The 15,324-nt window shown below is 70.2% G+C and carries 14 protein-coding genes and 2 tRNA genes; 7 read left to right on the forward strand and 9 right to left on the reverse strand.

Annotated elements, in window-relative coordinates; all coding sequences use genetic code 11:
• Nucleotides 1–9: 9 nt before the first annotated feature.
• From ACFYL6_RS20615 to ACFYL6_RS20625, 3 genes are all read right to left on the reverse strand, one after another.
• Entirely contained in the window at nucleotides 10–1,302 is a 1,293-nt protein-coding gene (locus ACFYL6_RS20615) for a tyrosine-type recombinase/integrase (RefSeq protein ID WP_387173281.1), read from the reverse strand.
• A gap of 249 nt (nucleotides 1,303–1,551) precedes the next feature.
• Nucleotides 1,552–1,624 (reverse strand) — tRNA-Arg (locus ACFYL6_RS20620).
• A gap of 35 nt (nucleotides 1,625–1,659) precedes the next feature.
• Nucleotides 1,660–1,750: transfer RNA gene (locus ACFYL6_RS20625), tRNA-Ser, on the reverse strand.
• A gap of 146 nt (nucleotides 1,751–1,896) precedes the next feature.
• Between ACFYL6_RS20625 and ACFYL6_RS20630 the strand changes: the two genes are divergently transcribed.
• Nucleotides 1,897–3,297, forward strand: a complete 1,401-nt coding sequence (locus ACFYL6_RS20630; RefSeq protein WP_387173283.1) for a hypothetical protein — start codon at nucleotides 1,897–1,899, stop codon at nucleotides 3,295–3,297.
• 4 nt (nucleotides 3,298–3,301) lie between these two features.
• On the opposite strand, the gene ACFYL6_RS20635 is transcribed toward ACFYL6_RS20630, so the two are convergent.
• Nucleotides 3,302–4,072: a CPBP family intramembrane glutamic endopeptidase gene (locus ACFYL6_RS20635; protein WP_387173285.1), complete on the reverse strand. Its 771-nt coding sequence runs from the start codon at nucleotides 4,070–4,072 to the stop codon at nucleotides 3,302–3,304.
• 144 nt (nucleotides 4,073–4,216) lie between these two features.
• Here ACFYL6_RS20635 and ACFYL6_RS20640 point away from each other — a divergent pair, with 144 nt between their 5' ends.
• The gene (locus tag ACFYL6_RS20640; protein ID WP_387173287.1) at nucleotides 4,217–5,332 is read left to right on the forward strand and encodes a globin domain-containing protein; all 1,116 of its coding nucleotides are present in this window, start codon (nucleotides 4,217–4,219) and stop codon (nucleotides 5,330–5,332) included.
• A 69-nt stretch (nucleotides 5,333–5,401) separates the two neighbouring features.
• Here ACFYL6_RS20640 and ACFYL6_RS20645 read toward each other — a convergent pair whose 3' ends face one another.
• Complete coding sequence (locus tag ACFYL6_RS20645) at nucleotides 5,402–6,931, reverse strand: peptide deformylase (protein ID WP_387173289.1); 1,530 nt, start codon at nucleotides 6,929–6,931, stop codon at nucleotides 5,402–5,404.
• Between the two features lie 325 nt (nucleotides 6,932–7,256).
• Here ACFYL6_RS20645 and ACFYL6_RS20650 point away from each other — a divergent pair, with 325 nt between their 5' ends.
• Complete coding sequence (locus tag ACFYL6_RS20650; RefSeq protein WP_387173291.1) at nucleotides 7,257–8,033, forward strand: hypothetical protein; 777 nt, start codon at nucleotides 7,257–7,259, stop codon at nucleotides 8,031–8,033.
• Between the two features lie 37 nt (nucleotides 8,034–8,070).
• On the opposite strand, the gene ACFYL6_RS20655 is transcribed toward ACFYL6_RS20650, so the two are convergent.
• Entirely contained in the window at nucleotides 8,071–9,906 is a 1,836-nt protein-coding gene (locus ACFYL6_RS20655) for a hypothetical protein (protein WP_387173293.1), read from the reverse strand.
• A gap of 212 nt (nucleotides 9,907–10,118) precedes the next feature.
• Between ACFYL6_RS20655 and ACFYL6_RS20660 the strand changes: the two genes are divergently transcribed.
• Nucleotides 10,119–10,829 carry a class I SAM-dependent methyltransferase gene (locus ACFYL6_RS20660; RefSeq protein ID WP_387173295.1) on the forward strand — a complete coding sequence of 237 codons (711 nt, stop codon included), beginning with the start codon at nucleotides 10,119–10,121 and terminating at the stop codon, nucleotides 10,827–10,829.
• A gap of 128 nt (nucleotides 10,830–10,957) precedes the next feature.
• On the opposite strand, the gene ACFYL6_RS20665 is transcribed toward ACFYL6_RS20660, so the two are convergent.
• On the reverse strand, nucleotides 10,958–11,500 hold the full coding sequence (locus tag ACFYL6_RS20665; protein WP_387173297.1) for a YbhB/YbcL family Raf kinase inhibitor-like protein: 543 nt from the start codon (nucleotides 11,498–11,500) through the stop codon (nucleotides 10,958–10,960).
• 110 nt (nucleotides 11,501–11,610) lie between these two features.
• On the opposite strand from ACFYL6_RS20665, the gene ACFYL6_RS20670 reads away from it, so the two are divergent.
• Both ACFYL6_RS20670 and ACFYL6_RS20675 read left to right on the forward strand, forming a co-directional pair.
• Nucleotides 11,611–11,799: a hypothetical protein gene (locus ACFYL6_RS20670; RefSeq protein ID WP_387173299.1), complete on the forward strand. Its 189-nt coding sequence runs from the start codon at nucleotides 11,611–11,613 to the stop codon at nucleotides 11,797–11,799.
• A gap of 51 nt (nucleotides 11,800–11,850) precedes the next feature.
• Complete coding sequence (locus ACFYL6_RS20675; RefSeq protein ID WP_387173301.1) at nucleotides 11,851–13,032, forward strand: low temperature requirement protein A; 1,182 nt, start codon at nucleotides 11,851–11,853, stop codon at nucleotides 13,030–13,032.
• A gap of 109 nt (nucleotides 13,033–13,141) precedes the next feature.
• Here the strand turns inward: ACFYL6_RS20675 and ACFYL6_RS20680 are convergent, their stop codons facing one another.
• Both ACFYL6_RS20680 and ACFYL6_RS20685 read right to left on the reverse strand, forming a co-directional pair.
• Nucleotides 13,142–14,317 carry a tyrosine-type recombinase/integrase gene (locus ACFYL6_RS20680; protein WP_387173303.1) on the reverse strand — a complete coding sequence of 392 codons (1,176 nt, stop codon included), beginning with the start codon at nucleotides 14,315–14,317 and terminating at the stop codon, nucleotides 13,142–13,144.
• Nucleotides 14,318–14,322: 5 nt separating this feature from the next.
• A complete protein-coding gene (locus ACFYL6_RS20685; RefSeq protein ID WP_387173304.1) occupies nucleotides 14,323–14,841 on the reverse strand; it encodes a helix-turn-helix domain-containing protein in 519 nt (172 codons plus the stop codon).
• A 175-nt stretch (nucleotides 14,842–15,016) separates the two neighbouring features.
• On the opposite strand from ACFYL6_RS20685, the gene ACFYL6_RS20690 reads away from it, so the two are divergent.
• On the forward strand, nucleotides 15,017–15,277 hold the full coding sequence (locus tag ACFYL6_RS20690; RefSeq protein ID WP_387173306.1) for a helix-turn-helix domain-containing protein: 261 nt from the start codon (nucleotides 15,017–15,019) through the stop codon (nucleotides 15,275–15,277).
• Nucleotides 15,278–15,324 lie beyond the last annotated feature (47 nt).

Consider the following 15,324-nt stretch of genomic DNA (forward strand, 5'->3'; position numbering starts at 1 on the left):
CCCGGCCAGTCAGGCCTGGTACGCCCCCGCTAGGGAAGCCCTGACCCGTACATGCTGCAGGAGCAGCTCGGCCGACGCCCGTACCGCCTTCTTGGCCATCTGCTTGAACACGCAGATGTAGGTCTCGATGGTGGTCAACGGGGTGTGGTGACCCATGTCCTCCTGGATCTGCTTCAGGTCCACCCCGGCGGCTGAGGCGATCCCCGCGGCGCCGTGGCGCAGGTCATGCAGCCGCACCGGCGGCAAATCCAGTTCCTTGACCAGCTTGGCGAAGCGGCGGGTCAGCCAGTCGGGACGCACGGGCCGCCCGTTCTCTTGCAGGAACACCCGCTGCTTCGGGTCGACCCGGCCGAACCGTCGGCGCTGCCGGTGCCACAGATCCGTCAGCAGCCGCACGCTGAAGTCGTCCAGCGCCAACGTCCGTACGCCAGCCGCGGACTTCGGCGGACCCAACCGCTCCACGCCCCGCACGACGACCACCTGTTCCCGGATGGTGAATTCGCCGTCCACCAGGTTGATGTCCTCCCAGCGCAACCCGGCGACCTCACCCCGGCGCGGCCCGCGCAACGCCACCAGCCACCACAACGCGAACAGCGGATCGGTCTGCACGGACTCCAGAAACTGGCCGACCTGATGCAGACCCCAAACCGCCACCCGAGGGCGCACCCCCGTGTTGTTCCAAGCCTTCTCCCGCTCGGCGTCCCAGACCACCGCCCGTGGGCGCGCCCCGTTCGGCAGCCGCAGTCCTCGGCCGGGATTGCGGTCGATCACGCCCTGTCGCCGCGCCGAGGACAATGCGCTGCGCAGCACCGCCCGGATGCCGTTTAGCGTGCCTGAGGAGATCAGCCGTCCACCCCGGACGTGGCGATGCGAGATCCGGTCCATTGCCCGCTGGGCGTCGCGGGTGCGCAGCTTGCGCATCTGCAGGTGACCGAGCTGCGGAATGAGGTAGTCGGTCACGATGCCGCGGTAGCTGAGCATGGTCGTGGGACGAAGCCGCCCCTCGTTGTCCGACAGCCAGAACTCCAGCCAACGCTTCAGCGTCCACATGCCGGCCGCCTCGTGCCCTGGCTTCTCCCGCAGCGCAAAGCAGGCCCGCTCGGCGTCCGCCCGGCTGGCGAAACCTCCGCGACGTACCCGGACACGTCGTTCGTCTACACCGGTCATCTGCACGGCGAAGTACCAACGGCCGTGATCGACCTCGTCGAGACGCGCGCACCGCACGCCCAGCTGCCGACCGGACTGCTCGCACCTACAGCCACACCGCCGGTACACCAGGCCCGCCTCGTTGGCCCTAGCCATTCATCCCCCACGACACCGGGACAGGCTAGGCGGCAGCCAAACCGGGATCATCAGCCGAATGGATCATCAAGGCAACGCGAAAGGGCGGATCCGCATCGTCCGAACGCGAATCCGCTGCGCGCCAGGCCTGAAACCGCAGGTCAGCGCCGCTCAACCAGGCTCTTCGTGTGGGTCACAGATGTGACCCACACGTGCCCCACAGGCCCCTGAAGGTCAGTGATGCTTATATATATTGCCTGGTGGTGCTAGTGCGCCCGAAGGGACTCGAACCCCTAACCTTCTGATCCGTAGTCAGATGCTCTATCCATTGAGCTACGGGCGCTTGTGCTCAGCCAGTGTACACACCCGGCTTTCGCGCGGAGACTCCGGGATTCGAACCCGGGAGGGGCTTTAAGACCCCAACCGCATTAGCAGTGCGGCGCCATAGACCAGACTAGGCGAAGTCTCCCTGGTGATCCTCAGACCACCGCGCCCGAGGATACAGGTCGCCACCCACCGGGAGCAAAACGACTTCCGGGGTATGCCCACCGGGGCCCGCCGGCGCCCGTGTTTCAACGCTGTGCGCCGGCGTGATCGGGACTACGCTCCATCGATATGCAGGAGCAGCCGCCCAGCGAGTCGACAAGTCGAGAGCCTGCTGAACGAGCGCGTCGGCGCTCCCCACGGGCCACCTTCCGGCCGCCGATCGTGGCCGACGAGCCCACCGAGACGGTGGAGCCTGGGGCGGCGGCACCGCCGGCAGCCGCCCCGGCGAGCCAGCGCCCTCGACGGGCCAAGGCCGCCCCGGCGGTGCTCTTCCAGCCACCGGAGCCGGACCACCCTCTGCCTCGACAGCCTCGACGCGCACCGACCGAGTTGACCTCCGAGGCAGATGCGGAGCAGCCAGCGCAGCCGGACGTCGACCAACCAGGCTCCGCAACAGGCGTCGCACCGACACCGCCGAAGGCCCGGACCACCCCCGCTCGCAAGGCTGCTCCCCGGAAGGCGACCGAGACGCCCACCGAGGTGACCCCGGCCACGCCAGCACCCCGGAAACGCGCCGCAGGGCCCACCAAAGCAGCAAGCACCAGCAAAACAGCGAGCAGCACGAACGCCGCGAGCACCACCGAAGCACAGAGCACCACCACACCAGCGACCCCGGTCAAGGCCGCAAAGATCACCAAGCGCGCGGCCACCCCACGCACCACGCCGACCAAGAGCACCACGCCGACGAAGCCCGCCCCCGAACCCGGGGCCGGGCAGCAGACGCCACCTGCCGAGCAGCAGACACCACCAGCCGAGCCGCAGACAGCACCCACCGAGCAGCAGCTGGCACCGGTAGCACCCGCCGCGCGGCTGGCTGAGCCGGCTCTGGGGCGTACCCAGGAATCGGAGCTGCGCGCGGTCGCCGCGCGCGTGCTCGACCACCCCGGCTTCGCGCCGGAGCTGTTGGCTCTGGCCGCGGTGCGGGCGCTCGGGCCCGGCGCGGCCGGCTGGGCCGCGGGGTTGCGCACCCGGTATCCGGACGCTTCCGCGGACGGCCTGGCCCGGTTGGCGACCCGGCGGTTCGTCCGCTCGGCGGGTGCGGGTGGGGCCACCGCCGCGCTGGCTGGTTTCTTCGCGCCGCTGGCCGAGTTGGGGGCGGTGCTGTGGACGCACTCGGAGCTGGTGCTGCACCTGGCCGCCGCGTACGGCAAGGATCCGACGCATCCCGACCGGGCCGTCGACCTGCTGGTGTTGACCCAGGTGCACCCGGATCGGGCGAGCGCGGCGGCGGCCCTGGCCGCCGCCGAGACGGCGGGCGAGCCGGTCGAGGGGGCGTGGCCACGGGCGGCGGAGGCGGCCTGGCGGTTGGCCGCCCCGCTGACGGCGCAGGCCGGCGGTTGGGTGGCGTTGCGGCTGGTGGCCCGGTTGCTGCCGGGTGCGGCGGTGCTCGCGGCAGCGCTCGGGGACGCGGCGGCGGCGGACCGGCTCGCGGCCCGAACGGTGGCCGTCTACCGACCCGACCGGCGCTGACCGGTCAGAGCCAGTCGAACCACTCTCGGGGCAGCAGCGCGTAGCCGACGAAGGCGAAGACATCGAGCAGGGTGTGCGCGATGACCAGCGGCATCACCCGCCGGGTGCGCAGGTAGAAGAGGCTGAACACGACGCCCATGATCGCGTTGCCGACGAACGCGCCGAAGCCCTGGTAGAGGTGGTACGAGCCGCGCAGCAGCGCGCTGGCCGCGATGATCGCGGCCAGCCGCCACTGGAGCTGGCGCAGCCGGGTGACCAGGTAACCGACCACGATCACCTCCTCCAGCACGGCGTTCTGCACGGCCGAGAGGATCAGCACCGGGACCGCCCACCACACCGGCGGCAGCGCGGCCGGCACCAGCGTGGCGTTGAGGCCCAGGTGGGCCGCCGCCCAGAACAGCGCCAGCCCGGGTAGGCCGATCAGCGCCGCCAGGCCGGCTCCGCGCGCCACGTCCTGACCGGGCCGTCGGGCGTCCAGGCCGAGGGTCCGCGCCGGGTCGCCGGGGTCACGGCTGAGCAGGTGTACGGCGAGCAGCACCGGCAGCAGCGCGAACACGATGCCGAGCAGCTGGTACGTGAGGTCCAGCCAGGGGCGGGCCGACGCCGAGGTGTTCAGCGAGGCGGTCTGCTTGGAGAGGGGACCGTCGGCGGTCAGCTTCGCGATGATCGACACCACCGCGTAGATCGCGGACTGGCCGAGGGAGAGGCCGAGGACCAGCAGCGTCTCGGTGCCCAGCAGTCGGCGGGACACCGGGCGGGTCAGCTCAACGGTCACCGCACCACTCTGCCCGACGTGCGGCGCCGGTGACATGGCCGACCGGCCACCATGAGCCGATCGCACATTCTGTGCGACCAGTAGACACTCTCCGTGGAGATTCTATGAGCGCCCGATCCGTTGCCGTCTGGAGAAGGAGCGTTCGTGGACAACCTCGCGCGGTTGCTGAAGGAGAGCTGGACCCTGGTCGAGGACGACCGGGTCCGGTTGAGCGGTCACTTCTACGCTCGGCTGTTCCTGCTCGACCCCGCCCTGCGGCAACTCTTCCCGGTGCAGATGACCGGCCAGGGCGACCGCCTACTCGAAGCGATCATCACGGCGATCCACACGGTCGACGACCCGGAGAGCTTCGACGAGTTTCTCCGGGCGCTGGGCCGCGACCACCGCAAGTACCACGTCGACGAGCAGCACTACGCCACGATGGGCGTCGCGCTGCTGGACGCGCTGCGCAGCACCGCCGGCGACGGCTGGAACCTGGAGTACGACCAGGCGTGGCGGGAGGCGTACGCGGCTATCGCCGCCCTGATGGTGGCCGGCGCCGCCTCCGACGACGACCCGCCGTTCTGGCACGCCGAGGTGCTGACCCATGAGCGGTACGGCCCGGACACCGCCGTGCTGACCTGCCGGGCGTTGCAGCATCCGCTGCGCTGGCAGGCGGGGCAGTACGTGAGCCTGGAGGTGCCGCGCTACCACCCCCGGGTGTGGCGCAACTACTCCGTGGCGAACGCCCCGAACGACGACAACGTGTTGGAGTTCCACGTGCGGTCTCCGGGGGCCGGCTGGGTGTCCGGCGCCCTGGTGCGTCGGGTGCGGCCGGGTGACCTGCTGCGCCTGGCGGCGCCGATGGGGTCGATGACCCTGGACCGCGCCTCGGAACGGGACGTCCTCTGCGTGGCCGGTGGCGTCGGGCTGGCGCCGATCAAGGCGCTGGTGGAGGAGTTGGCCACCTACAACCGGACCCGGTGGGTGCACGTCTTCTACGGCGCCCGGCAGGCGGCCGACCTGTACGGCCTGGCCGGGTTGCAGGAGTTGGTGGCCGTACACCCGTGGTTGTCGGTCACCGCGGCGTGCAGTGAGGACCCGGACTTCGACGGCGAGCAGGGCGACATCCCGGAGGTGGTGGCCCGGTACGGGCCGTGGACCACGCACGACTGCTACGTCTCCGGTGCCGCCCGGATGGTCCGGTCCGCCCTGCGGGTGCTCGCCGCGGACGACGTGCCGCCGCCGCACATCCGCTACGACACCTTCGGTGACCTCTAGACGTTCCTCCCCCCACACCGGGGCGCGTGCCCCTGCCCCCTGGGGCACGCGCCCCGGTCCCTTCCTGGGTCAGTAGCGCCAGGGGTGCCCGGTCTCGCGGTACTCCTCCACCGGCACCAACGGCACGCCGGGTGCCATCCGGTCGACGTAGAGCCGGCCCTCCAGGTGGTCGATCTCGTGTGCGACCAGCCGGGCCATGCCGAACTCGAACGACGTGATGACGCGGCTGCCGTCCCACTGGGCGTGCTCCACGTCCAGGCGCAGCGGCCGGGGCACCAGACCACGGTGGTCGAAGAAGGAGAGGCAGCCCTCGTACTGCTCGTCGGTCTCCGGGTCGGCGTCGACCACCCGGGGGTTGAGCAGCACGACCGGCTCCGCCGAGCGGTCGGGGGGCCGGACCACGGCCGCCGCCCGGTCGATGCCGAACTGCGGGGCGGCGACACCGACCCCCTTGTTGAACGGGTGCAGCTCGTCGAGCCGGGCCAGGGCCATGGTGAGCCGGTCGACCACGTCCCGGGCGACATGTTCCTCCGCGGGCAGGTCGAACGGGCGGGCGCGCTGACGGAGCAGGTCGGCCCCGCGTTGCACGATGCCGAGGCCGCGCATCCGGTCGCTGGGTCGGACCCGGGCGCCGCCGGGTACGGTGTCCGGTTCGTTCTCCGGGCGGGCGCGGAACCGCCACTGCATCCGGTAGCGGGCGTTCAACGGTGGGTCGTCGGTCTGCCAGTCGTAGATCGCCCGGTCGCCCTCGTCGTGACGCTGCGGCGCCGTCCGCAGCGGGCCCTCCTCCGCGCTGAGCGAGGTCTCCACACCCCAGACCTGCGGGTCGAGCGCCACAGGCAGATCCAGGCGTACGGCGAGTTGCCGGGTGGGCAGCCGGACGGCTCGCTGGAACCAGGGGCCCCACTTCTCGGGCCCGACGCTGTACGCGTACTCGATGGTGGCCCGGTCGCCCGGGTAGAGGGGGAAGCGCCGCTCCCCGTTCTCGAAGAGCAGCCAGATCTCCTTGAACGCGTCCCGATCGTGTTTGGCTCGCCAGTGCATCGGCTCCGGGTCTCCGCCGCCGTCGTCTCGATGGGCCTGGATCTGCAGCTCGGCGAAGGTGAGGGGGTGCTCCCGGTGGTGCCGGTTGGAGCGGCCGGGGTCGTTCGGGTAGCGGTCGACGGCGACCCGGACCAGGTAGCGGGTGACCGGCTCGGTACCGGCGTTGTACAGCTCACGGTGGATGACGCACCGGTAGCCGTCCTCGGTGTGGGTGAGGGTGGCCAGCTCCCGTTCCACGACCAGGCCGGTGCCGGGTGGCAGCCACTGTCCCGGCAGGTACGGCTCGCGGTGCGGCTGACCCGTCCGGGCGTGCCGTAGGTCGTCGTACTCCCGGAAGCGTTGCCAGATCGCGCCGCTGGCCTCCAGGACGGCCTCGGCGCGGCGGGCGAAGTCCTCGGTCGGGCGGTGCCGGCGCCCCTCGACGTGGCTCACGTAGGACGGGTCGAACCCCATCAGGACGGCCAGTTGCTTCTTGGACAGCCCGCGCCCGGTCCGTTGCCGGGCGAGTTCGGCCGCGAAGGAGTCGGCAGCCCGTTCGAGGGGTGAGGTCGTCATGAGCTTCCTCGTGGCCGGGGATATAAGTTTCACGTTCTGTGCCCGAGCGCACACGCATGTGGCATGTTTTCGACACACCACTTGACAATTCACCGATGAGGATCGATGGTGCGGCGGCGTTTCCCAGCACTGACTCCGGGTAGTACGCGAAGCACTACTCCCGTCGAAGGCGGGGTGACCTGGACGTCTGGGATGTGACCAAGGTGAGGCTTCCCTTACGGTCGAGGGTCTGGTTAGGCTAGCCTTAGCTCAGGACGGCACTTGTCGTCCGCCGGGGCGCACTCCTCGGTCACGCAGACAGGGGACGACTCAGGTGACAGCGGTGATGCCACGGCGCGAGGCCGCCACCACGCCGCTCGCTCCCGTCACCGCGGCGCTGCGCGCCATGTTCGGCACCGACGACCTACCCGGCCTCGCCCGGGGCCTGCTTGTCGACGACGAGCTCGGCTGGGCACCCGCCACCACCCTGATCGACGGCAGCCGACTGCCGGAGCTGCTGAACGGCGCCGCCGTCCGCTGGGGCGGCACCCCGCACGCCTGCGCCGCGCTGGCCTGGAAGTCGTACAGCTACTGGGCCGCGCTGCCGGTCGTGCTCGGGTGGGCCTCCGCCCGGAGGGTGCCGCTGCTCGACCCGGCCGACCTGCTGATCCACTTCGAGGACCACCGACAGCTGCTCACCATGGGCCTGCGCCGGGGTACCACCGTGGCGGTGCTGCCGAACGATCCGCTGGCGCTCGCCGGCCTGCCGGAGGTACGGGTCGTCGCCGACGAGGCCGAGTTGCTGGCCGCGCTGCGCGCGTCACTGCTCGACGCCCACCTGGCGCCGCTCATCACGGCGATCCAGTCCGAGGTCCGGGTGGGCACTCGGACGCTGCTCGGCTCGGTCGCCTCCGGCATCGCGCACGGCATCCTGCGGGCCGCGGACGGTCTGCCCGGCTCCACCGTGCAGAGCATCGACACCCTGCTCGGCGCACTCGACCTGACCGACCTGATCGAGCTGGTGCCCGGGCCGACCGGTGAGCCGACAGTGCAGCGCCGCACCTGCTGCCTGGCCTTCACCCTCCCCCGGCCGAAGGTCTGCCAGGGCTGCTGCGTCCGCTAGCCGGGCCGGCCCCAGCCGCACCGCTCAGCCGCACCACTCAGTCGGTCAACGACCGCACGTCCCACACCCACACGCCACCGGTGAACACCGGTTGGATCCCGGTCAGCTCGGTCATCCCCCGGCGCAGCGCGGCCTCGTGCTCGTGTGGCCCGAGGATGACCACCCCCGCCCGCCAGTAGCGCAGGTCGTCGACCGCCCGGACCCGGGTCTGCGGGGTGATCGGCGGCACCGCCCCGGTGCGCCGGATGGTGGCGAAGAAGCTGCTGGTGGGGCGGGGAGGCGCTCCGAACAGCGCGACCTTCGGCGGATCGGCGTTCGGGCGGGTGTCCGGGCCGAGGAAGTAGCCGCGGGCCAACGGCATGTCCAGCCGGGTCGCCGCCGACCAGCGCAGCGGCGCCGCGTACGTGGTGTCCGGCAACGGCAGCGTCACCACACTGCGCCCACCGGTCACGTAGGGCCGCCACGCCCCACTGGTCACGAAGGTGGGAACCGGGTCGAGGCGGGCCACGGGCAGCGGGGTGGGGACGATCGGCAACAGGGCCATCGTGAGCACGGTGGCGGTGACGAAACGGACCTGCCCCCGCGCGGCCGGGTGCGCGCCGGCCAACTCGCGGGCCCGTTCGGCACCGTAGGCGAGCAGCAGCCCGACGATCGGGGTGATCGCCAACGCCCAGCGCGTCGGCACCACCGAGTGCAGGATGGGCAGGTTCTCCAGCGCCGCCCAGGGCCCTGGCACACCCGTACCCCGGTTGTCGAAGCGGACCTCCCGGCCCAGCGAGAGCACCGCGAAGAGCAACCCGAGCGCGGCCAGCGCGAGCACCACGATCGATCGGCGCAGCCACCAGACCAGGGCGACCACCAGCACCACCAGCGTCCAACCGAAGAAGCTGTTCTCCTCGGTCGGGTTCTTGGCCAGGCCGGCGGCGGTGCGCGCGCTACCGGCGAGGGATTCGCGGGAGTACGCGACGAACGAGGCCAGGTCGCTGGAGTAGCCGCGGATCAGGCGGGACAGCCCGGAGTACGCGTCCGGCCCGAAGAACTGGACGTAGAGGGGGTACGCGAGCAGGAGCCCGGCGACCCCGGCGGCGACGGCCAGGCCGGCGAGGAAGGGTCGGGCCCGCGATCGCAGATCCGTGCGGCCGAGGGCGAGCACACCGACGACCACGCCGAGCCCGATCGCGGTCATCAGCAGGATCTCCAGGTTGAGGAATGCCTGCCAGACGATGACCAGCGCGAGGAGGACCCCGTTGCGCAGCCAGCGGCCCGGTTCGCCGAGTCGCAGCGTGCGCCAAATGATCAACGGGACGACGAACTGCGACACGATGTTCGGGTGCCCATTGGCGTGCGACACCATGGCCGGCGCGAACGCGCAGAAGCCGGCGCCCAGCCACGCCGGCCCCCGGCTGCCGATCAGGACCCGGGAGAGCAGGAAATACCAGGCCGTGGCGGTGGCAATCATGCCGGCGGTGAGAAAGGTCAGAAATGACGCCCGCGGCCCGAGCAACAGGGTGATCGGCGTCATTGGCAATGAAATGGATAATACGGACGTATTGGCCATCAGATTCACGCCGTCGGGGACGTTCATCTGATTGGAATGGAACGGATACGCAAAGTGCGTGACTACTCGCGCACCGTGGGCCATCATCCATTCAAACTGCGATTGATCGGACTGGTTGTCCCGCACACCACTACCCGGATCCAGCCAGAGGCGACCGGTGACCCAGAAGCCGAGCAGCACGAAGCTCAGCACAGCGGCCAGATCGGCCCACATCCCCCTGCGGGACGGCCGAACGGCACCGGAGGCCCCCTCCGCCGACGACGCGGCGGCCGGGCCGCCGCTGTCGCTGGGCACGTCCGGTTCAGGAGTAGTCATGACAATTCATAGGGTAGTCAGCGGATGGCACCGCCGTGACATGTTTCGGGGTACTGCCGTACTATGTGCCGGGTTCGCCGACCGCCGATCACGAACCCACCCCCCGACCACAATTCGGCCACCCCGATGCCCCGATTCTTTCGCCCTCCCAGCGGATGATTCACTCTGTCGGTCCAGGCACGGGTCGAGTTCATATCGTGAGGAATCGACGCATGGCAGAAATCACTGGGGATCAGCGCGTGCAGTCCGAGGTCCTGGAAGGCCTGGCAACCGCTGTCAACCACCGTCGCTGGTTCATCGAACTGGCCGTGCCGTACCTGGGCGACGACCCGATCGAGATCGGCAGCGGCCTCGGTGACTACGCGCTGGAATGGTCCGAGCGGCTTCCTCGGTTCACCGCGACCGAGGCTGACCCGGACCGGCTGGTGCAGCTCAAGGAGCGCCTCGCCGGCCGTCCGAACATCGACGTCCGGCAGATGCTGCTGCCGCACAACGACCGGGGCGACTACAGCGCCGCCGTCTCGTACAACGTCCTGGAGCACATCGAGGACCACGTGGGCGCGCTGCAGAGCATGCGCGACCTGGTCCGACCCGGCGGCGCCGTGATCATCATCGTGCCCGCGTTCCAGTTCGCGATGGGCCCGGCCGACATCGCCACCGGGCACGTCCGCCGCTACACGAAGAAGACGCTCGGGGCGGCGATGGTCGACGCCGGCCTGACCGTCGAGAAGATGCACTACGCCAACGCGCTCGGGCTGATCGGCTACTTCATGGCCACCAAGGTCTTCCGGCTGATGCCGAAGGAGGGCCCGATGGTCAAGGTGTACGACACCCTCGTCCTGCCCGCCACCAAGGCCGCCGAGCAGCTCGTCCTCCCGCCGTTCGGCCAGTCCGTCTTCGCCGTGGCCCGCGTCCCAGCCTGACCCACCCCACCCACCCCCGGCCCCGCCCCGCCCTCCCCCGCCGATCTTGCACTTTCTGTCGCCCTTATGCCTGTTAGGTCAGGGATGTCGGGACAGTAAGTGCAAGATCGCGGGAGCTGGGGCGGGGGTTACTCCTTGATCTGGTAGGTCGGGCGGATCACCGCTCGGGCCAGGGTGTGGAACGTCAGGTTGAAGCCGACGTAGGCGGGCGTGGCGTCCGGCGTCAGGTCCAGGCGATCGACGTCCAGGGCGTGCACCGCGAAGACGTACCGGTGCGGGCGGTCACCGGGCGGCGGCGCCGACCCGCCGTACCCCTGCTCGCCGTAGTCGTTGCGGACCGAGAACGCTCCACCGAGGTCGGTGCCCGCCGCGCCACCGGCGCCGGTGGGCAACTGGGTGACGCTGGCCGGCACGTTCACCAGCACCCAGTGCCAGAAACCGCTGCCCGTCGGCGCGTCGGGGTCGTAGCAGGTCACCGCGAAGCTCTTCGTCTCGGCGGGGAAGTCCGACCAGGCCAGCTGCGGCGAGACGTTGTCGCCCCCGGTGCTGCCATGCGCGTGCCGGGCGTCCATCGGCTCGCCGTTCTGCACGTCGTCACTCGTCAGCGTGAACGAGGGCAGCGTCGGCAGCAGCTCGTACGGGTCCGGGGCGATCGGTCGTTCCAGGGTCATGGGGACGCGTCCTTCCGATGTGCGGAGATACCAGCCCCTTCTTACCCCGCCGCGGCCCTCCCGACGACCGGAAGCACGCGCTGACCGACTGTGGTTTCGCGGAGCTACGTTTGAGTTCGGGCAACGTTCCGCAGGGGGACACCGTGGCCGGCATCTGGCGGGACTTCGTGGTGGCCGTTTTCACCGCGTTCCGCCGCCGGGACGAGCGGGCCATCGCCGACGAACGCCGACGCGCGATCGAGCGACTGGCCGAGGAGACGATCCGCCAGCAGCGGCAGGCCACCGACCCGCCGGAGTGACCGGAGCGCCGGGTATCGGACCGGCCCCGGGCAAACGGTGAAGATGACCTGATGGGGCGGATCGTCGGGACACGACCGAAGGCGGCCCCGGAAACACACGGAACGACGCTGTTCGAGATCTTCTTCGATCTGGTCTTCGTCTTCGGGCTCATCCGGGTCACCACGTTCATGAGCGAACGGCCCGCACCGATGACCTTGGCGCAGGGCTTCGTCGTCCTCCTGCTGCTGTGGATCTCCTGGTTGGTCTTCTGCTGGTTGGGCAACCATGTCCGCATCGATGTCGGGGTGATCCGTACCGGCACCACCGTGGCAATGGCTGCCGTGTTCCTCGCCGCCCTGGTCATCCCCGACGCCTGGCAGACCGGACCGGGCACGGAAGAGTCGCGCCTGATCCTGGTGCTGACCTACGTCGCGCTCCGAATCATCTACCTGGTTCTCTTCCGCTGGGTCATGGCGGGCAACCAGCAGCTACGCAGGACCATCCGCATCTACGCCCTCGCGACCGTGCTGTCCTGGATCCCGCTCTTCCTCGGAGCCATGTTCGGCGGCACCACACAGATCCTGCTCTGGGCGGCGGCCCTCGCCATCGACATGGGCGGCGGGGTGGTCGCCTCCGTGCGCAGTGGGTGGCCGGTACGTAGCCCCGGCCACTTCGCGGAGCGACACAGCCTCGTGGTGATCATCGCGCTTGGCGAGTCCCTGATCTCGGTCGGCGCGGGCATCGGGGATGAGCGGATCCGGGGATCGATCCTGCTGGCCGCCCTCCTCACCCTGGCCGTCACGGTCTGCCTGTACTGGCTGTACTCCGCGAGCGCGGCGACCGCCCGGGAAGCGCTGATCATGGAGACCGGGCTCCGGCGGGCCCACGTCGGCGTCAACGCCTACAGCGTCGCCCACTTTCCGGTACTCGCCGGGATCATCTACGTGGCGTTGGGCGTCGAGCAGGCGCTCGCCGGTCTGGCGGACGAGAAGTCCCACGGCACCTCAGCCTGGATGCCGGCCATCACCCTGTTCGGCGGGACCGCCCTGTTTTTGGCAGCCAGGGCGACGTTCCTGAGTCTCAGCGTCCGGCGCGTGCGACCGGGGCAGCTCGTCGCTCCCGTCGTGGCGCTGCCGTTGCTTCCCGTCGGCCGGTACCTGCCCGACCTGGCCGCGCTCGGCCTGCTCACCGCGTTCCTCGCCGTGCTGCTCAGCTACGAGGCGTGGACCAGGCGATCGACTCAGGTTCAGTGATGTCGGGGTGTCCCAGGACTCCTGACACCCCGACTTTCGGGGAGCCGAGTGGATCAAGGTGGGCGGAGGGTGTGGGATTCGAACCCGATCTTGGGTGCAGGTCGGAGCATCAGGATGGGCTCTGACGTGCCGATTGAGCCGGGCTGCTCCGGTCTTCTCCGGTCTGTTCCGGGACCGTTCCCCCCAGATTCCCCCCAACGGGGAGCGGCGGGAGCATCCCCACGACGGTCGTCATGATGCCCTCGTCGACCTCACTCAACAGGTGCCCGTACACGTCGGAGGTCACCGATATCGAGGCGTGACCCATCCGCCGGGACACCGCCGTCAGCGGCACGCCCGCCGAGATCAGGTGCGCCACGTGCGTGTGCCGTAGGTCGTGAAGCCGCAGCCGCCCCAGCCCCGCGTCCGCCAGGATTCGGGGCCAGACGCGTTGGCGGAAGTTCCGCGTCACCGGGCGGACCCCGTCCAGGTCGGTGAAGAGGAACGCGTTGCGGTCCCGGTCGACCAGCAGCGGCGCCAGCGCGTGCCCGACCGTCGGCGGGAACGTAACCGTCCGCCGCGACCGCTCCGTCTTCGGGTCGGTCAGGATCGGCACTCCCCCGATGCCGTCATGCATCGCCTCCAGCACCTCCAGCCGGCCCGCGAGCACATCCACCCGACTCACCCGCAGCGCCGTCGCCTCCCCGTACCGCAGGCCCGTCGCGACCAGCAGCATCACCAGCGGCGCCCAGTGCTCCGGCGTAGCGGCCAACAGCCGGCCGATCTCCGGGGTGGTCAAGAACCGCATCTCCTGCCGGCGCACCTTCGGCAACCCCGTCGACCCAGCCGGGTTAACCCGGATCAGCCGCTGAGCCACCGCAGCGTCGAGCAGCTTGTGCAGGATTGCGTGCACGTTGCGGATCGTCTTCGGGCTGATCGGCCGGCGGCCCGGCCCGCCGGCGGCGAGCTGAGACACGAACTGCTGGATCGTCAGGGTGTCGACCTCGTCCAGCGGGAGGTCACCGAGCAGCGCGCGGATGTGGTTGCGCACCCGAGAGTCCTCGGTGCGCTGCGTGGTGGCCTTCAGGGTCGCCGCGTACGACGGCCACCACGCGTCAATCCATGAGTTCAGGGTGACCCGGCCGGCGCGAGGGTCGATGTACTCACCTCGGGCCCGGTCGGTGGACATCCGCGCGATGGCTGCCTTCGCTGACGTCTTGTTCGGGTAGCCGGACTCGATGGTGACCTTCCGGCCGCCGACCTGCTCCCTGATCCGCCAGCCGGGTCCGTGCTTCTCGACCCACACCGGCGTCAGCCAGCTCGGCGGTCGCGCTCGCCGATCGGGCGAGGGGCAGTGCCCTCGAACCACTCGTTGACGCGGCTCACGAAGCTGAGCAACTCAGCCCGCCGGTTGGACTCCGCCGTCTGGTAGTGGTCGAGCAGCGTCTCCAGCTCGGGCGGCAGTTGCGTCGGCGTGGACGCCTGCGCGAACCCCTCGGCCACCCCCGCGCGGGCCGCTAGGTCGTGCGGGTTGACGTCGAGCGCCGCAGCCAGCTTCGTAATCGCGGTGAGGCTCGGCTTCTGCTTCCCGGAGCGCCAGTTGCTGATGGCCGAGTGGCTGACATCGGCGGCCTCGGCCAGCGCGACGTCGTAGCGGAACCCGCGGGCTTCCTTCAGCCGGTCTAGGTGAGCGATGAACGCATCACGCTCCGGCCATTCGACTGTGCGCACGCGCACGAATCTAGGCACAGTTGCGCGACCTGTCACGTGCGTGACCGCACGCACCTCATCGATGGCCGTGGACATATCGCTGATCTGTGGCGGCAACATCAGCTCTCCCGTGGATTGCCGGTGTGCGGGGCACGCACATCGTGCTTTCAGATGATGCCAGACCAACCGCTCGTCTCCCTTGTGCGTGCGCGCACATTCAGGCTATGTTCTGTGCGCGGCCAGAAACCGGAGCAGACCGGAGCAGGCCGGAAGAGAGATCGAGAGGAGGTATGTGATGACCAGCGAGAAGTGGCTGACCATCGACGAGCTGGCCGAGCTGATGAACGTCAAGCGCTCGTGGGTCCGGGACAAGGTCACCGCCCGGTTGCTGCCGCACCGTCGGCCCAGCGGCGCGGTGCGCTTTGCGCCCGAGGACGTCGAGGCCATCAAGAAGCAGCTCTTCGAGCCGGCGGTCACCGCCACCCCCAGCCGGGCCGCGAGCCGCGTTCGTCGCGCCGCCCCGCGCCAGCGCCGCGTCCCCGCCGACGCCGCCTGATCCACCCGGTGCCCACCCGGGCCCGGAAAAGCGCCAGCGCCCCCACC

Source organism: Micromonospora sp. NPDC007208 (assembly GCF_042869175.1).
Lineage (GTDB): Bacteria > Actinomycetota > Actinomycetes > Mycobacteriales > Micromonosporaceae > Micromonospora > Micromonospora foliorum.